The sequence below is a fragment of the Xanthomonas sp. BRIP62409 genome (assembly GCF_003992965.1).
GTDB lineage: Bacteria > Pseudomonadota > Gammaproteobacteria > Xanthomonadales > Xanthomonadaceae > Xanthomonas > Xanthomonas euroxanthea.
Genome location: NZ_QEZJ01000020.1, coordinates 597,433 through 611,817, shown reverse-complemented (window position 1 = coordinate 611,817; position 14,385 = coordinate 597,433). Strand labels below are relative to the sequence as shown.

The window sequence follows — 14,385 nt, the reverse complement described above, 5'->3', positions numbered from 1 at the left end:
GGGCGTAACAACCATGCACGTGGTTGACGAAAACGACAACGCCCGCCTGATGGCGGGCGTTGTCGTCTCGATGGCAACGGTCAGCTGATACGGAAGCCCATCGTCGCTTCCACCGCCTGCTGCCAGCCGGCATACAGTTGTTCGCGCTTGTCCTCGGCCATGGTCGGCTCGAAGCGGCGATCCACTGCCCACTGCTTGGCGATCTCTTCGCGGCTGCTCCAGAACCCGGTTGCCAAGCCGGCCAGATAGGCCGCGCCGAGCGCAGTGGTTTCGGCCACTTCCGGGCGCAGCACCGGCACGTTGAGCATGTCGCTCTGGAACTGCGCCATGAAATCGTTGGCGATTGCGCCGCCGTCGGCGCGCAGTTCCTTCAGTTCGATGCCCGAATCGGCCTGCATCGCGGTCAACACGTCGCGGGTCTGGTACGCCATCGATTCCACCGCCGCGCGCACGAAATGTTCCTTGGTGGTGCCGCGGGTCAGCCCGAACACCGCGCCGCGGATATCACTGCGCCAGTACGGCGCGCCCAGGCCGACGAAGGCCGGCACCAGATAGACCCCGTCGTTGTCGCCGGCGCGTTCGGCATAGGCCTGCGAGTCGCTGGCCTTGCCGAGCATGCGCAGGCCGTCGCGCAGCCATTGCACCACCGACCCTGCGACGAAGATCGAGCCTTCCAGCGCATATTCGACCTTGCCGTCGATGCCCCAGGCAATCGTGGTCAACAGGCCGGCCTTGGACGCGACCGCCTTGTCGCCGGTGTTCATCAGCGCAAAGCAACCGGTGCCGTAGGTGTTCTTGGCCATGCCCGGTTCGAAGCAGGCCTGGCCGAACAACGCCGCCTGCTGGTCGCCGGCGATGCCCGCGATCGGCACCTGCTCGCCATAGAAATACTGGGTCTGGGTCATGCCGTAGATTTCGCTGGACGAGCGCACCTCCGGCAGCATCTCCTTCGGCACGTCGAGCATGGCCAGCAGCTCGGCATCCCACTCCAGCGTGTGGATGTTGTACATCAAGGTGCGCGAGGCATTGGTGTAGTCGGTGACGTGCACCTTGCCGCCGGTGAGATTCCAGATCAGCCAGCTGTCGATGGTGCCGAAGGCCAGTTCGCCGTTGCGCGCGCGTTCGCGGGCGCCGTCGACGTGATCGAGGATCCATTTGACCTTGGTGCCGGAAAAATACGCATCGATCAGCAGGCCGGTCTTGTCGCGCACCATCTGCTCGTGCCCGGCCTCCTTGAGTTGCGTACAGATGTCCTTGGTCTGCCGCGATTGCCAGACGATGGCGTTGTAGATCGGCTGGCCGGTGGCTTTGTCCCACACCACCGCGGTCTCGCGCTGGTTGGTGATGCCGATGCCGGCGATCGAGCGCGCATCGATCTGCGCATTGTTGAGCAGCTCGGTGATCGTGGTGTAGACGCTGGTCATGATCTCGCGCGGGTTGTGTTCCACCCAGCCCGGCTGCGGAAAGATCTGGCCGAACTCGCGCTGCGCCACGCCGGCCACCTTGCCGTTGCGATCGAACAGCATCGCGCGCGAGCTGGTGGTGCCTTGATCGATCGCAAGGACGTATTGCTTTTCCATCGGAGATTCCTCGAACAATGCCGGCGCTGGCGCACGGCGAGAAAGTGGGCAATGCACGCCGCTGTTCGAGAGGCCAATGAAACCGGGGCCTGCTCCACAGCGGCGCGGTGCTGTCAGTCGTGCAGCAGCGCAGTCAGCGCGGATCGAGCGGCGCTTTGCCGCCTTGCAGATGGCGCACGCGTGCCGGCAGGAACGGCAGGATCAGCCACTGGTAGGCAAGCGCGCCGATCGGGCCGCCGATCAACGGGCCGACGATGGGGATCCACCAGTAGTTGTCCTTGGCCGGCAAGGCGGCTTCGCCCCAACCGGCAAGATAGGCGAACAGGCGCGGGCCGAAGTCGCGCGCCGGATTCATCGCCCAGGCTTCCAGATAGCCCATCGATGCGCCCAGCGTGGCCACCAGTAGGCCGATCATCAGCGCGCCGGAATTGGCGGTCGGCGCAGCTTCGTTGAACTGCTCGGTGATGGCGAAGATGCCGAAGATCAGGAACGCGGTGATGATGATCTGGTCGACCAGCGCATGCATCGGCGTGACCGCAAGGCCGGGGGCGGTGAAGAACACTCCGGCGGCGCCACCGGCTTCGCGGGTGAGCTGCTGCACCTGGTTGTAGTGGTCGATCACCGGGCCATACAACTGGTAGACGATGGCCGCGCCCAGGAACGCACCGATCACCTGCGCGCCCCAGTACGGCAGCACCTTCTTCCAGGAGAACCCGCGGAACAATGCCAGCGCCAGCGTCACTGCCGGATTGGCATGCGTGCCGGACACCGAGCCGGTGACATAGATCGCCAGCGTCACCGCCAGGCCCCAGGCGATGCAGACGCCCCAATAGGCGTTCTGGTACGGGCTGGGATCGTAGAGAACGTACATGGCCGCGACCGAATCGCCGAGCGCGATGATGATGAACATCGCCACCGCTTCGGAAATCAACTCACCCACCAGTTGGCGGCTCATGCGCGCGACCCCGTGCCGATAGCGATGACGCAGGCAGGGTGGTGCGATGCGCGCGTTGGCGCGCAGGGGTGCTGGGTAATGCTCATCTGGGGGTGCCCTCCACGTGACTCAGGATGATGCCGGCGAATGCGCCAGGATACGTTGCCGAACGACCCGTCCTCGCCGGCAACGCGGTTCGATCAGGCCGGCACGGCATCCGCTTGCCGGACCGATTGCGTCTGCAGGTACGCTTCCAGGCGCGCGCGCCCGGCCGCGTCGATGCGCAGACCGAGTTTGCTGCGGCGCCACAGGATGTCGTCGGCGGTCACGGCCCACTCGTGGGCGCACAGGTAGTCCACCTCGGCCTGGTACAAATCGGCACCGAAGTGCGTGCCCAATGCCGCGATATCCTGCGCATCGCCCAGCAACTGCTCCGCGCAGGTGCCGTAGTTGCGCACCAGCCGCTGCGCGGTGGGTGCCGGCAGCCACGGGCGTGCCGTGCGCACGCGTTCGAGCAGGCTGGCGATATCGCGCTGTTCGCCGCCGGGCAATGCATCGCCGCGCGCGGTCCACGCCGGCTTGCGTGCACCCAGCGCCTGGGTCAGGCGGTCGACCGCTTCTTCGGCCAGCTTGCGATAGGTGGTCAGCTTGCCGCCAAAGACGTTGAGCAATGGTGCGCCGTCGGTGAGCACTTCCAGCTGGTAATCGCGGGTGACTTCGGCGGCGTTGTCTTCGGCATCGTCGAGCAGCGGGCGCACGCCGCTATAGCTCCACACCACATCGGTGGGGCTGATCTGCTGCTGGAAATACAGGTTCACCGCCTCGCACAGGTACTGCACCTCGGCCGCATCGATGCTGGGTGCGGCGGGGTCGGCCTGATAATCCACATCGGTGGTGCCGATCAGGGTGAAGTCGTGCTCGTACGGAATGGCGAACACGATGCGCCGATCCGGTTGCTGGAAGATGTACGCATGGTCGTGGTCGAACAGTTTTGGCACCACGATATGGCTGCCCTTGACCAGCCGCAGTGCGTGCTTGTGCGGCACCGCGGCCACCTTGTCCAGGAACGACACCGCCCACGGCCCGGCCGCATTGGCGAGCGCGCGCGCCTGCACGGTGCGGCGGCGGCCGTCGCGGTCTTCCAGTTCGGCGTACCAGAAGCCCGCATCGCGCCAGGCACCGACACAGCGCGTGCGCGTGCGGATCTGGGCACCGCGCCTGGCGGCGTCCATCGCATTGAGCACCACCAGCCGCGCGTCCTGCACCCAGGCATCGGAATAGACAAAGCCGGTGCGCAGCGATTCCTGCAGCGGCTGGCCGACCGGGTGCGTGCGCAGCGACAGCCGGCGCGAGCGCGGCAGGCTGCGCTTGCTGCCGCCAAGATGGTCGTACAGGAACAGGCCGGCGCGAATCATCCAGGCCGGGCGCAGATGCGGTTGATGCGGCAGCAGGAAGCGCAGCGGCCAGATGATGTGCGGGGCCAGCCGCAGCAGCACTTCGCGCTCGGCCAGCGCCTTGCCGACCAGTGCGAACTCGTACTGCTCCAGGTAACGCAGGCCGCCGTGAATGAGCTTGGTGCTGGCGCTGCTGGTATGCGCGGCCAGGTCGTCCTGCTCGCACAGGCACACCGACAGGCCACGCCCGGCCGCATCGCGGGCGATGCCGACCCCGTTGATGCCGCCGCCTATCACCAGAAGATCGTATGTCTCGCCCATCGGTGTCTCCGTCCGGGCGCGCAGGAGCGAACCCAAGTTGTCATGTTCGAACATATTCGAACATCAAACCTTTTTGGAACGTGAAGAGCTGCGACGCCCGGGCTGCGGGCAACTTTGCAATGTTTGAGCCTATCGGGAACTCAAATCCGATCGTCAGGGTGGATCGATCGGGCGATTCAATCGGGGTGTGCATTGCGCAAACGCACACAAACGAACAATCGGCTCAGCCGGCGTTGCCGGGTGCGGCCAGATGCACGCGGGTACCGGCCTCGGCCAGCACGGCGGCCAGCTCCTGCGGCGGCGGCCGGTCGGTGAACCAGTCGTGCACCTGGGCGATTGCGCCCAGTCGCACCATGGCGTTGCGGCCGAACTTGCTGTGGTCGGCGGCCAGCAACACCTGCCGCGAGTGTTCGATGATGGCCTGGGCCACGCGTACTTCCTGGTAGTCGAAGTCCAGCAAGGTGCCATCCAGGTCGATGCCGGAAATGCCGATCACCCCGAAGTCCACCTTGAACTGCCGGATCAGCTCCACCGTCGCCTCGCCGGTCACGCCCTGGTCGCGCCCGCGCACCACGCCGCCGGCCACGATCACCTCGAAGCTGGGATTGGCGCTGAGCATCACCGCCACATTGAGGTTGTTGGTGATCACGCGCAGGCCGCGGTGCTGCAGCAAGGCGCGCGCGACCTCTTCGTTGGTGGTGCCCAGGTTGATGAACAGCGAGGCATCGTCGGGGATGAAGCGGGCGACCTGTGCGGCGATGTGCTGTTTCTCGCGCGCCTGCAGCGCCTTGCGCGCGGTGTAGGCCAGGTTTTCCACGCTCGAGGGCATGCTGACGCCACCGTGATAGCGGCGCAGCACGCCGGCATCGCACAGCAGGGTCAGGTCGCGCCGGATGGTCTGCGGCGTCACCTCGAAGCGCGTCGCCAGCCCTTCCACCTCGGCAAAGCCCTGCTGCCGCACCAATGCCACCAATTGTTCCTGGCGCGGGTTGAGTGCCGGCGCCGGGACCGTCCTGTAGTGAGTCGACTCCATGCGCAGATGATCGCGCATGCGCGTGAGGATGCAAACACGCGCCGCGTGAGCGTCGGCGTGTCGACGGCCGCGCTCAGCCCAGCTCGCCCCGGTAGCCGGTATCGATGGTGATGCTGCCACCCACCGCGCGCGAGACGCAGGCGCACAGCTTGCGATTCTCGCGGCGTTGTTCGTCGCTGAAGAACACATCGCGGTGATCGATATCGGCCGCGCTGTCCAGCACCTCGACCGCGCACAGCCCGCATTCGCCACGCCGGCATTCGGCGATCAGCTCCACCCCGGCGTCGGCCAGCGCATCCAGCATCGATTCGTTCTCGGCCACCGGCACTTCCAGCCCGAGCCCGGGCAGCTTGACCACGAAGGCCTGCGCCGGCACCCGCCCGCTGTTGCCGAAGGTCTCGAAATGCAGCCGCGCGCGCGAACGCCCGGCCGCGTGCCAGTGCTGGCGCACCGCTTCGAGCATGCCGAGCGGGCCGCACACATACACCTCGGCAGCGGGCGACAGCCGCGCCAGCTCGGCAGCAAGCTCCGGCCGGCCGGCATCGTCGTCGCAGTGCAGTTGCAGGCGCTCGCCGAGCAGCGCTTCCAGTTCGTCGACATAGGCCATTGCACGGCGCGTACGTCCGACATAGAGCAGGCGGAACGCGCGGTGGCGGCGCGCCAGCCGCTGCGCCATGCCGATGATCGGGGTGATGCCGATCCCGCCGGCGATCAGCAGGATCTCCTCGCCGCCTTCATCCAGCGCGAAGTTGTTGCTGGGCGGGGAGATCTCCACCACATCGCCGGGCTGCAGCGTCCACATGTGCCGCGAGCCGCCGCGGCTGTCGGGCATCTGCCGTACCGCGATCTGGTAGTAGCCGTCGGCACGCGGCTCGCCCACCAGCGAGTACGAGCGCACGTCGGCGCGGCCATGCAGCTGCAGGCGAAAATCCAGATGGCTGCCGACCTCGAAGCCGCGTGCCGCGGTGCCCGGGTCGAGCACGATCTCGCGCACGCCCTCGCAGGCATCGGCGATGCTGACGACATGGGCGCGGTGCCACTGGGTGTCTTTACGCATGGGGAACTCCAGGCAGAAGGGCGGGCTGGCTGCTGCCAGCGGTGGCGGGATGGGCGCGGCCGATCAATGCACCACCGCGCACCCGGGTGATCGCCGCCGGGGTCTGCAGCACGTGACGCAGATTGCGATGGGCCAGCCGTGCGTGTTCGCGCATCAGCGCTTCGGCACGCGCGCCCTGGCGGTCCTCGATGGCGGCGATGATTTCGCGGTGCTGGTCCTGCGCCAGGGTCAGGATCAGCCGCGCCTCGGTGCTGGTGGTCTGCGCCATGACCAGGCTGTTGGGCGAGGCGAACGGCAGCTGCAGCACGCGGGTGAGTTCGCGGCCCAGCACATCGCTGCCGGCCATGGCCACCAGCAGCGCGTGGAACTGCGCATTGGCCTGCACGTACGCGCTGAAGTCGATGGCCTGCAGCGGCGGGCCGACGATGCCGTCGAGCGTGTCCAGCAACTGGCGTGCCTGGGCCAGCGCCGCGGCCGATGCGCCGCGTTCGGCCGCGATGCGCGCGGCCAGGCCTTCGAGCGTGCCGCGCAGCTCGATCGCATCGTGCACGTCGCGTTCGCTGAAGGCCTGCACCGCATAGCCGCCGCCCGGCAGTGCGCTGGCCAGGCCTTCCTCGCACAGCCGCTGCAATGCCGCGCGTACCGGGGTGCGCGACATGCCCAGCCGCTGCACCACCGCCAGCTCGGACAGGCGCGTTCCGGCGGGCAGGGTGCCGTCGAGGATCAGTTCGCGTAGCGACAGCAGCGCGCGCGTGGTCTGCGCGGCACTGCTGCGAAACGGGGTGGTGGGCGACATACGGAGCTCCCGGCGCGCTGCCTCAGCCCACCATGCGCAGCGACAGTTCCTGCGCGCGCTGTTCCTGGGCGATCAGTCGGTCGATCACGCGGCGTGCCCACATCCCGCCGGCATCGACGTTGAGGTTGTAGAAGGTGTGATCCGGATGCGCGTCGATGGCGCGTTGCTGCGCTTCCAGCACTGCCTCGTCCTCGCCGAACACGCCGGTGACGCCTGCACGGGTGAGCGTGGTCAGGGATTGATCGTGCAGCGCGTAGTTGCGCATGAACGCCCAGAAGTAGTGGCAGGTGGTGTCGGTTTCGGGCGTGATGGTATTGAGCACGTAGCCGTTGACGCCCTGGCTGCGGTCGCCCTCCGGCGCGCCGGTGCCGGCGATGGCCACGCCGACATCGATGGCGATGGTGCCGGGCGCTTCGAAGCGGATGATCTGCCAACGGTCGACCTTGCCGCGGTAATCCAGATGGCGCGCGATCTGGCTGGCCCAGAACGGTGGCGCGTCGATATTGCGCATCCAGCGCGACACCACCACCGAGCGGTCGCCATGCATCACCTCGAACGGTGCTTCGGCGATCTCGTCCTGGCCGATGCTGGAGCCATGCACGAAGGTCTCGTGGGTCAGGTCCATCAGGTTGTCCAGCACCAGCCGGTAGTCGCACTTGGCGTAGATGGTGCGGCCATCGCCGGCCCAGGCTGGGTCGTGCGCCCAGTGCAGGTCGGGAATCAGGCGGGTGTCGGCCTGCGCCGGGTCACCCGGCCAGATCCACACATAGCGATGCTTCTCGGCCACCGGAAAACTGCGCACGCATGCGGAGGGATTGATGGTCTCCTGCGAGGGCATGTGCACGCAGCGGCCCTGGCTGTTGTAGACCAGCCCGTGATACCCGCACACCACATCGTCGCCGCGCAGCTTGCCCATCGACAGCGGCACCAGGCGATGCCAGCACGCATCTTCGAGCGCGATCACCGCCCCGGCGGTGCTGCGGTAGACCACCACATCCAGGTTGCAGACCTTGCGCGGGGTCAGTGCGTGCTTGATCTCGTGGTCCCAGGCGACGGCATACCACGCGTTGAGGGGAAACAGCTGCTTGGACTGGGACATGACCGTGACTCCTGGGGTTTGTATACAACCTGGGGTGCGGATCGGCAGTGGGGCGCCGGCTGGCAACCAGTTGACGCCCATGCCAGCGCTGGCGTCTGCTTGCAAGCGAAGTTATGTATACACCGGAGACAATGTTGGAGCGTCAGTCGCGCAGCGAAATTGTGCGATTATCGAATTGGTACACCGATAATCGAATTGACCGGGCTGTGCAGCTGCGCCTAACGTGACCGCACGCTCGCTGCGCAGGACCCAGGCAATGGCCCAGATCGTCCCCCTTTCAGAAGCGGTGTCCCAGCTGATCGCCGATGGCGACTGCGTGGCGATGGAAGGCTTCACCCATCTGATCCCGCATGCGGCCGGCCACGAGGTGATCCGCCAGCGCAAGCGCGACCTGCACCTGGTGCGCATGACCCCGGACCTGATCTACGACCAGTTGATCGGCGCCGGCTGCGCATCGGCATTGCGGTTTTCCTGGGGTGGCAATCCCGGTGTCGGCTCGCTGCACCGGTTGCGCGATGCGGTCGAACACGGCTGGCCGCAGCCGCTGCAGATCCGCGAACACAGCCATGCCGACATGGCCAATGCCTACGTGGCCGGTGCCTCGGGCCTGCCGTTCGCGGTGCTGCGCGGGTACGTCGGCTCGGACCTGCCGCGCGTCAACGACAGCATCAGGTTCCTGCAATGCCCCTACACCGGCGAGACGCTGGCCACCACGCCGGCGGTCAACCCCGATGTCACCGTGATCCATGCGCAGCAGGCCGACCGCCGCGGCAATGTGCTGCTGTGGGGCATCCTGGGCGTGCAGAAAGAGGCCGCGCTGGCCGCGCGCAAGGTGATCGTCACGGTGGAGGAGATCGTCGACACGCTGGAGGCGCCGCCCAACGCCTGCATCCTGCCGCGCTGGGTGGTCGATGCGGTCTGCCACGTGCCCGGTGGCGCCGCGCCCTCGTACGCGCATGGCTATTACGCCCGCGACAACCGCTTCTATCTGGCCTGGGATGCCATCGCGCGCGACCGCGCACGCTTCCAGGCCTGGATCCAGACGCACATTCTCGACACCGACGATTTCGCAGCGTTCCAGCGCGTGTACGCGCAATCGCTGCTGCAGGTGGCCGCATGAGCGACTACAGCACCAACGAGATGATGACCGTGGCGGCGGCGCGGCGCCTGCCCGATGGCGCGGTGTGCTTCGTCGGCATCGGCCTGCCGTCCACCGCCGCCAACCTGGCGCGGCTGACGCATGCGCCGGATGTCACCCTGATCTACGAATCCGGCCCGATCGGCGCGCGCCCGGACGTGCTGCCGTTGTCGATCGGCGACGGCGAACTGGCCGACACCGCCGATACCGTGGTCTCCACGCCGGAGATCTTCCGCTACTGGCTGCAGGGTGGCCGCGTGGATGTGGGCTTCCTGGGCGCGGCGCAGATCGATCGCCATGCCAACCTCAACACCACGGTGATCGGCCCGTACGCGGCGCCCAGGACGCGGCTGCCCGGCGCAGGCGGGGCACCGGAGATCGCGGCCAGCGCCAAGCAGGTGTTCATCATCATGCGCCAATCCACACGCAGCTTCGTACCCGCGCTGGACTTCGTCACCACGGTCGGGCATCTGGACGGTGGCGATGCGCGGCAGCGTGCCGGCCTGCCCGGCGCCGGCCCCAGCGTGGTCGTCACCGACCTGTGCGTGATGGAGCCCGACCCCGTGACCCGCGAACTCACCGTCACCGCGCTGCATCCCGGCAGCACCCGCGAGCAGGTGCGCGCCGCCACCGGCTGGCCGATCCGCTTTGCCGACGCTCTGGCGCAGACCACGCCGCCCAGTGCCGCGGAATTGCAGGCGCTGCGCGCGCTGCAGGCACGCACCGACGCGGCGCACGGCAAGCAGGCAGCCGGAGCCGAGGCATGAGCGCGGTCTATCTGATCGATGGCATCCGCACGCCGATCGGCCGCTACGGCGGCGCACTGGCCGGGGTGCGCGCCGACGACCTGGGCGCGGTCCCGATCGCCGCGTTGATGGCACGCAATCCGCAACTGGAGCCGGCGCTGATCGACGACGTGTATCTGGGCTGCGCCAACCAGGCAGGCGAAGACAATCGCAATGTCGCGCGTATGAGCCTGCTGCTGGCGGGCTTGCCCAGTTCGGTGCCGGGCAGCACGCTCAATCGCTTGTGCGGTTCCGGGCTGGACGCGGTCGGCACGGTGGCGCGCGGCATCCGTGCCGGCGAACTGGGGCTGGCGATCGCCGGCGGGGTCGAGTCGATGACCCGCGCGCCCTGGGTCATGGGCAAGGCCGAGAGCGCGTTCGCCCGCACCCAACAGCTGGAAGACACCACGATGGGCTGGCGGTTTGTCAATCCGCGTCTGCAGGGCGCCTATGGCGTGGAGCTGATGGGCGAAACCGCCGAAAACGTCGCCCAGCGCCACGCCATCGCGCGCGAAGACCAGGACGCGTTCGCGCTGCGTAGCCAGCAACGCGCCGCCGCCGCACAGGCAGCGGGATTTTTCGAGGGGGAGATCACCCCGGTGCCCGTGACCGCACGCAAAGGGGGCGAGGCGACCGCTGTCGATCGCGACGAGCATCCACGCCCGAACACCACCGCCGAGATGCTGGCCAAGCTCAAGCCGGTGTTCCGCCAGCCCGGCACGGTGACGGCCGGCAATGCGTCCGGTCTCAACGATGGCGCTGCCGCCATGTTGCTGGCATCCGAGCAGGCCGTGCACGCGCATGGGCTGATCCCGCGCGCACGCGTGCTCGGCTTCGCCTCGGCGGGTGTGGAGCCGGCCTACATGGGGATCGGCCCGGTGCCGGCCACGCAGCGCCTGCTGGCACGCCTGGGCCTGGGCATTGCGCAGTTCGATGCGATCGAACTCAACGAAGCCTTCGCCGCGCAGGTGCTGGCCTGCACGCGCGCGTTCGGCCTGGCCGACGATGCCGCGCACGTCAACGCCAATGGCGGCGCCATCGCGCTGGGCCATCCCCTGGGCATGAGCGGCGCGCGGCTGGCACTGACCTTGTTGCGACAACTGGAAGCGGTCGACGGGCGGCTCGGGCTGGCCAGCATGTGCATCGGGGTGGGGCAGGGCGTGGCGCTGGCAATCGAGCGCGTGTAGTGCGCCGATTGCAACCGCCGCTGCCGTGACCGCACACCCACGTCTTGATCCTGCCGCAGCGCCACCGATGGAGATCCCGCATGCGCGACCCCAGCTCTGACACATTGATCGATCCGCTGCTTGGCTATCGCCGGCCGCGGATCGGCACGCAGCCGGCCTATCTGCATCCGCCCTACGCATCCACCGCATTGCGCGGGCCTACGCGCGCGCCAATCGAGATCCCGGCCACGCTGTCGGAAGTCACCGGCCCGCAGTTGAATCGGCTCACCCTGGGGGCGCATGCGGCCGACCTCACTGCCGGCTTTGCGGGCGAGCCGCTGGGCGAGCGCATCATCGTGTCCGGCCGCGTGCTCGACGAAAACGGCAAGCCGGTGCGCAACAGCGTGGTCGAGGTGTGGCAATGCAATGCCGCTGGCCGCTATCAACATGCCGGCGATCGGCACGACGCACCGCTGGACCCCAACTTCCGCGGCACCGGCCAGGTGCTCACCGACGACCACGGCCGCTATGCATTCAAGACCATCAAGCCGGGCGCGTATCCGTGGCGCAATCACTACAACGCCTGGCGGCCGGCGCATATCCATTTTTCGCTGCATGGCGATGGCATCGGGCAGCGGCTGATCACCCAGATGTATTTCCCCGGCGACCCGCTGCTGGCGCACGACCCGATCTACAACTGCGTGGACGATGCGCTGGCGCGCGAACGCATGGTGTCCCGCTTCGACTGGGAAAACGCGGTGAGCGAATACGCGCTGGCCTACCGCTTCGACATCGTGTTGCGCGGCCGCAAGCAAACGGTCTGGGAGTGAATCGATGAGCCTGCACACCACCCCGTCGCAAACCGTTGGCCCGTATTACCGGCTCGGGCTGGAGCCGCTGTATCGCCAGCAGCTCGCGCCTGCGCAGGCCGCAGGCACGCAGGTGCGGGTCAGCGGTTGCGTCTTCGACGGCGCCGGCAGCCCGGTGGCCGATGCGGTGCTGGAAATGTGGCAAGCCGATGCGGCCGGCATCTATGCGCATGCCGCCGACGCACGCTGCGAGGCGCACGATCCCGGCTTCGATGGCTGGGGCCGCGTGCCGACCGATGCGCAGGGGCATTTTTCCTTCAGCACCATCAAGCCGGGCCGGGTCGCCGGCCCCGGCGGCGTGGCGCAGGCCGCGCATCTGACCGTGCTGGTGTTCATGCGCGGCCTGTTGCGCGGCGTGTCGACGCGGCTGTACTTCGCCGACGACCCGCAGCTGGGCAGCGATCCCATCCTGGCCCTGGTGCCGGCAGAACGTCGCGGTACGCTGCTGGCCCAGTCGCGTGGCGGCAGCGACTACGTGTGGGACATTCATATGCAGGGCGATGCGGAAACCGTGTTCTTCCACTATTGATCGCATCGTCGGCGCGCTGTTGGCTGCTGCGATGTGTCCGCGTGAGCACGACGCCTGCATCCGCGTGCAGACGCCGCGCGGCAAGCAACCAGGTGGCAACGCGCGATGCCGTCGATGACCCGTCGCGATCGGTACGTGACCGGCGCGCGGCGCCGTTATCCGCAGCGTCAGTTGCATTGGCGAAACACGCAGGCCGCGCGCATGACCACGCCAGACGAACGCGTGTGCACGCCACGCACACCTGCGTTTGCACCACGCCCCCCCCGCGCACGCCAGTTGGCACTCCCGCGCATCGGTGCCATGCTGCCGGCACGCCACCAGAGGCCATGCATGACTGCGACGTCTTCCCTGCTGGGATCCCTGTTTGGCGAACCTGCCTGCGACGCATTGTTCGACGATGCGGCGCGCGTGCAGGCGATGCTGCATTTCGAATCCGCGCTCGCCCGCGCGCAGGCGCAATGCGACGTGATTCCCGCCGATGCCGCCCAGGCCATTGCGGCCGCCTGCGACGTGCAGCATTACGATCTGGCCGCGCTGGCCCAGGCCACCGCACTTGCCGGCAACCCCGCCATTCCGCTGGTCAAGGCGCTGACCGCGCGCGTGGCCGCCCACGATGCGCAGGCCGCGCGCTGGGTGCACTGGGGCGCCACCAGCCAGGACGTCATCGACACCGGCACCGTGCTGCAGCTGCGTGCCGCGCTCGACCTGCTGCTGCCGCGCCTGCAAGGCCTGTGCGCCGAGCTGGCTGCGCTGGCCGAACGCGAACGCAACACCGGCCTGCCTGGTCGTACCTTGTTGCAGCAGGCGGTGCCGGTCACTCTCGGGCTCAAGGTCGCCGGCTGGCTGGATGCGCTGCAGCGCGCGCACCACCGCCTGCAGGCCCTGCAGCACGATGGCCTGGTGCTGCAGTTTGGCGGTGCGGCCGGCACGCTGGCGTCGTTGCAGGAGCGCGGTCTCGCTGTCGCCCAGGCGCTGGCAACGACGCTGGCGCTGCCGCTGCCCGCGTTGCCGTGGCATACCGCCCGCGATCGCCTGGTCGAGGTTGGCTGTGCGTTCGGTCTGCTGGCCGGCACCCTGGGCAAGATCGGTGGCGACGTGGTGCTGCTGATGCAGTCGGAAGTCGGTGAAGTGTTCGAGCCGGCCGCGGCCGGCAAGGGCGGCTCCTCGGCGATGCCGCACAAGCGCAACCCGGTCTCCAGCGTCGCCGCGGTTGCCGCCGCCACGCGCGTGCCCGGCCTGGTCGCGACCCTGTTCAGCGCGATGGCGCAGCCGCACGAACGCGCCGCCGGGCAATGGCATGCCGAATGGGAGACCTTGCCGCAGATCGTGTGCCTGACCGCCGGCAGCCTGGCGCAGATGCAGGCCTGCCTGGCCGACCTGCAACTGGATCGCGCCGCCATGCGCGCGCACCTGCACAGCCATGGCGGCGCGCTGTATGCCGAGGCGGCGGTGTTCGCGCTGGCACCAAGGCTCGGCAAGGCGCAGGCGCATGCGCTGGTCGAGCGCGCGGTGGCGCGTGCACAGGCGCAGCAGCGCCATCTGCGCGAGGTGCTCGGTGACGACGCGCAGGTGGGCGCGGTGCTCACGCAGGCGCAACTGCAGGCGGTGTTCGATGTGGACAGCTGGCGCGGCATGTCCTCGGTCTGGATCGATCGCGTGCTGGCCGGTTCCTCATCCCGCTGAC

The 14,385-nt window shown here is 68.0% G+C and carries 13 protein-coding genes; 6 read left to right on the top strand and 7 right to left on the bottom strand.

Annotated elements, in window-relative coordinates; genetic code table 11:
- Nucleotides 1-80: 80 nt before the first annotated feature.
- The 7 genes from glpK to EO170_RS11830 form a co-directional block, all read right to left on the bottom strand.
- The gene (glpK, locus tag EO170_RS11860) at nt 81-1,580 is read right to left on the bottom strand and encodes a glycerol kinase GlpK (RefSeq protein WP_104583856.1); all 1,500 of its coding nucleotides are present in this window, start codon (nt 1,578-1,580) and stop codon (nt 81-83) included.
- A 133-nt stretch (nt 1,581-1,713) separates the two neighbouring features.
- The gene (locus EO170_RS11855; protein WP_104650579.1) at nt 1,714-2,535 is read right to left on the bottom strand and encodes an MIP/aquaporin family protein; all 822 of its coding nucleotides are present in this window, start codon (nt 2,533-2,535) and stop codon (nt 1,714-1,716) included.
- Nucleotides 2,536-2,714: 179 nt separating this feature from the next.
- The gene (gene glpD, locus EO170_RS11850) at nt 2,715-4,229 is read right to left on the bottom strand and encodes a glycerol-3-phosphate dehydrogenase (protein WP_126945096.1); all 1,515 of its coding nucleotides are present in this window, start codon (nt 4,227-4,229) and stop codon (nt 2,715-2,717) included.
- A 223-nt stretch (nt 4,230-4,452) separates the two neighbouring features.
- Nucleotides 4,453-5,280 (bottom strand): DeoR family transcriptional regulator, encoded by an 828-nt coding sequence (locus EO170_RS11845; protein WP_104650580.1) that lies wholly within the window; start codon nt 5,278-5,280, stop codon nt 4,453-4,455.
- A 55-nt stretch (nt 5,281-5,335) separates the two neighbouring features.
- Nucleotides 5,336-6,319 carry a PDR/VanB family oxidoreductase gene (locus tag EO170_RS11840; protein WP_104583853.1) on the bottom strand — a complete coding sequence of 328 codons (984 nt, stop codon included), beginning with the start codon at nt 6,317-6,319 and terminating at the stop codon, nt 5,336-5,338.
- Nucleotides 6,312-7,115, bottom strand: coding sequence for a GntR family transcriptional regulator (locus tag EO170_RS11835; RefSeq protein ID WP_104650581.1), 804 nt, complete (start codon nt 7,113-7,115; stop codon nt 6,312-6,314). Before EO170_RS11835 ends, EO170_RS11840 begins: the two co-directional genes overlap by 8 nt.
- 22 nt (nt 7,116-7,137) lie before the next feature.
- The gene (locus EO170_RS11830) at nt 7,138-8,214 is read right to left on the bottom strand and encodes an aromatic ring-hydroxylating dioxygenase subunit alpha (RefSeq protein ID WP_104583851.1); all 1,077 of its coding nucleotides are present in this window, start codon (nt 8,212-8,214) and stop codon (nt 7,138-7,140) included.
- 256 nt (nt 8,215-8,470) lie between these two features.
- Between EO170_RS11830 and EO170_RS11825 the strand changes: the two genes are divergently transcribed.
- From EO170_RS11825 to EO170_RS11800, 6 genes are all read left to right on the top strand, one after another.
- Entirely contained in the window at nt 8,471-9,334 is an 864-nt protein-coding gene (locus EO170_RS11825) for a CoA-transferase (protein WP_126945093.1), read from the top strand.
- Entirely contained in the window at nt 9,331-10,119 is a 789-nt protein-coding gene (locus tag EO170_RS11820; RefSeq protein WP_115675723.1) for a CoA-transferase subunit beta, read from the top strand. Before EO170_RS11825 ends, EO170_RS11820 begins: the two co-directional genes overlap by 4 nt.
- Nucleotides 10,116-11,324 (top strand): 3-oxoadipyl-CoA thiolase, encoded by a 1,209-nt coding sequence (pcaF, locus tag EO170_RS11815; protein ID WP_126945090.1) that lies wholly within the window; start codon nt 10,116-10,118, stop codon nt 11,322-11,324. Before EO170_RS11820 ends, pcaF begins: the two co-directional genes overlap by 4 nt.
- Before the next feature lie 80 nt (nt 11,325-11,404).
- Nucleotides 11,405-12,133 (top strand): protocatechuate 3,4-dioxygenase subunit beta, encoded by a 729-nt coding sequence (gene pcaH / locus EO170_RS11810; protein WP_126941557.1) that lies wholly within the window; start codon nt 11,405-11,407, stop codon nt 12,131-12,133.
- A 4-nt stretch (nt 12,134-12,137) separates the two neighbouring features.
- Entirely contained in the window at nt 12,138-12,701 is a 564-nt protein-coding gene (pcaG, locus tag EO170_RS11805) for a protocatechuate 3,4-dioxygenase subunit alpha (protein WP_126945087.1), read from the top strand.
- 300 nt (nt 12,702-13,001) lie between these two features.
- The gene (locus EO170_RS11800) at nt 13,002-14,384 is read left to right on the top strand and encodes a 3-carboxy-cis,cis-muconate cycloisomerase (protein WP_206514011.1); all 1,383 of its coding nucleotides are present in this window, start codon (nt 13,002-13,004) and stop codon (nt 14,382-14,384) included.
- The last annotated feature ends 1 nt before the right edge of the window (nt 14,385 follow it).

Excerpts from the sequence above, each read along its gene's own strand:
- glpK (WP_104583856.1), bottom strand. The coding sequence starts at position 1,580 with ATGGAAAAGCAATACGTCCTTGCGATCGATCAAGGCACCACCAGCTCG.
- EO170_RS11825 (WP_126945093.1), top strand. The coding sequence starts at position 8,471 with ATGGCCCAGATCGTCCCCCTTTCAGAAGCGGTGTCCCAGCTGATCGCC.
- EO170_RS11830 (WP_104583851.1), bottom strand. The coding sequence starts at position 8,214 with ATGTCCCAGTCCAAGCAGCTGTTTCCCCTCAACGCGTGGTATGCCGTC.
- glpD (WP_126945096.1), bottom strand. The coding sequence starts at position 4,229 with ATGGGCGAGACATACGATCTTCTGGTGATAGGCGGCGGCATCAACGGG.
- EO170_RS11845 (WP_104650580.1), bottom strand. The coding sequence starts at position 5,280 with ATGCGCGATCATCTGCGCATGGAGTCGACTCACTACAGGACGGTCCCG.
- EO170_RS11855 (WP_104650579.1), bottom strand. The coding sequence starts at position 2,535 with ATGAGCCGCCAACTGGTGGGTGAGTTGATTTCCGAAGCGGTGGCGATG.
- EO170_RS11800 (WP_206514011.1), top strand. The coding sequence starts at position 13,002 with ATGCTGCCGGCACGCCACCAGAGGCCATGCATGACTGCGACGTCTTCC.
- EO170_RS11840 (WP_104583853.1), bottom strand. The coding sequence starts at position 6,319 with ATGCGTAAAGACACCCAGTGGCACCGCGCCCATGTCGTCAGCATCGCC.
- EO170_RS11835 (WP_104650581.1), bottom strand. The coding sequence starts at position 7,115 with ATGTCGCCCACCACCCCGTTTCGCAGCAGTGCCGCGCAGACCACGCGC.
- pcaG (WP_126945087.1), top strand. The coding sequence starts at position 12,138 with ATGAGCCTGCACACCACCCCGTCGCAAACCGTTGGCCCGTATTACCGG.
- pcaH (WP_126941557.1), top strand. The coding sequence starts at position 11,405 with ATGCGCGACCCCAGCTCTGACACATTGATCGATCCGCTGCTTGGCTAT.
- EO170_RS11820 (WP_115675723.1), top strand. The coding sequence starts at position 9,331 with ATGAGCGACTACAGCACCAACGAGATGATGACCGTGGCGGCGGCGCGG.
- pcaF (WP_126945090.1), top strand. The coding sequence starts at position 10,116 with ATGAGCGCGGTCTATCTGATCGATGGCATCCGCACGCCGATCGGCCGC.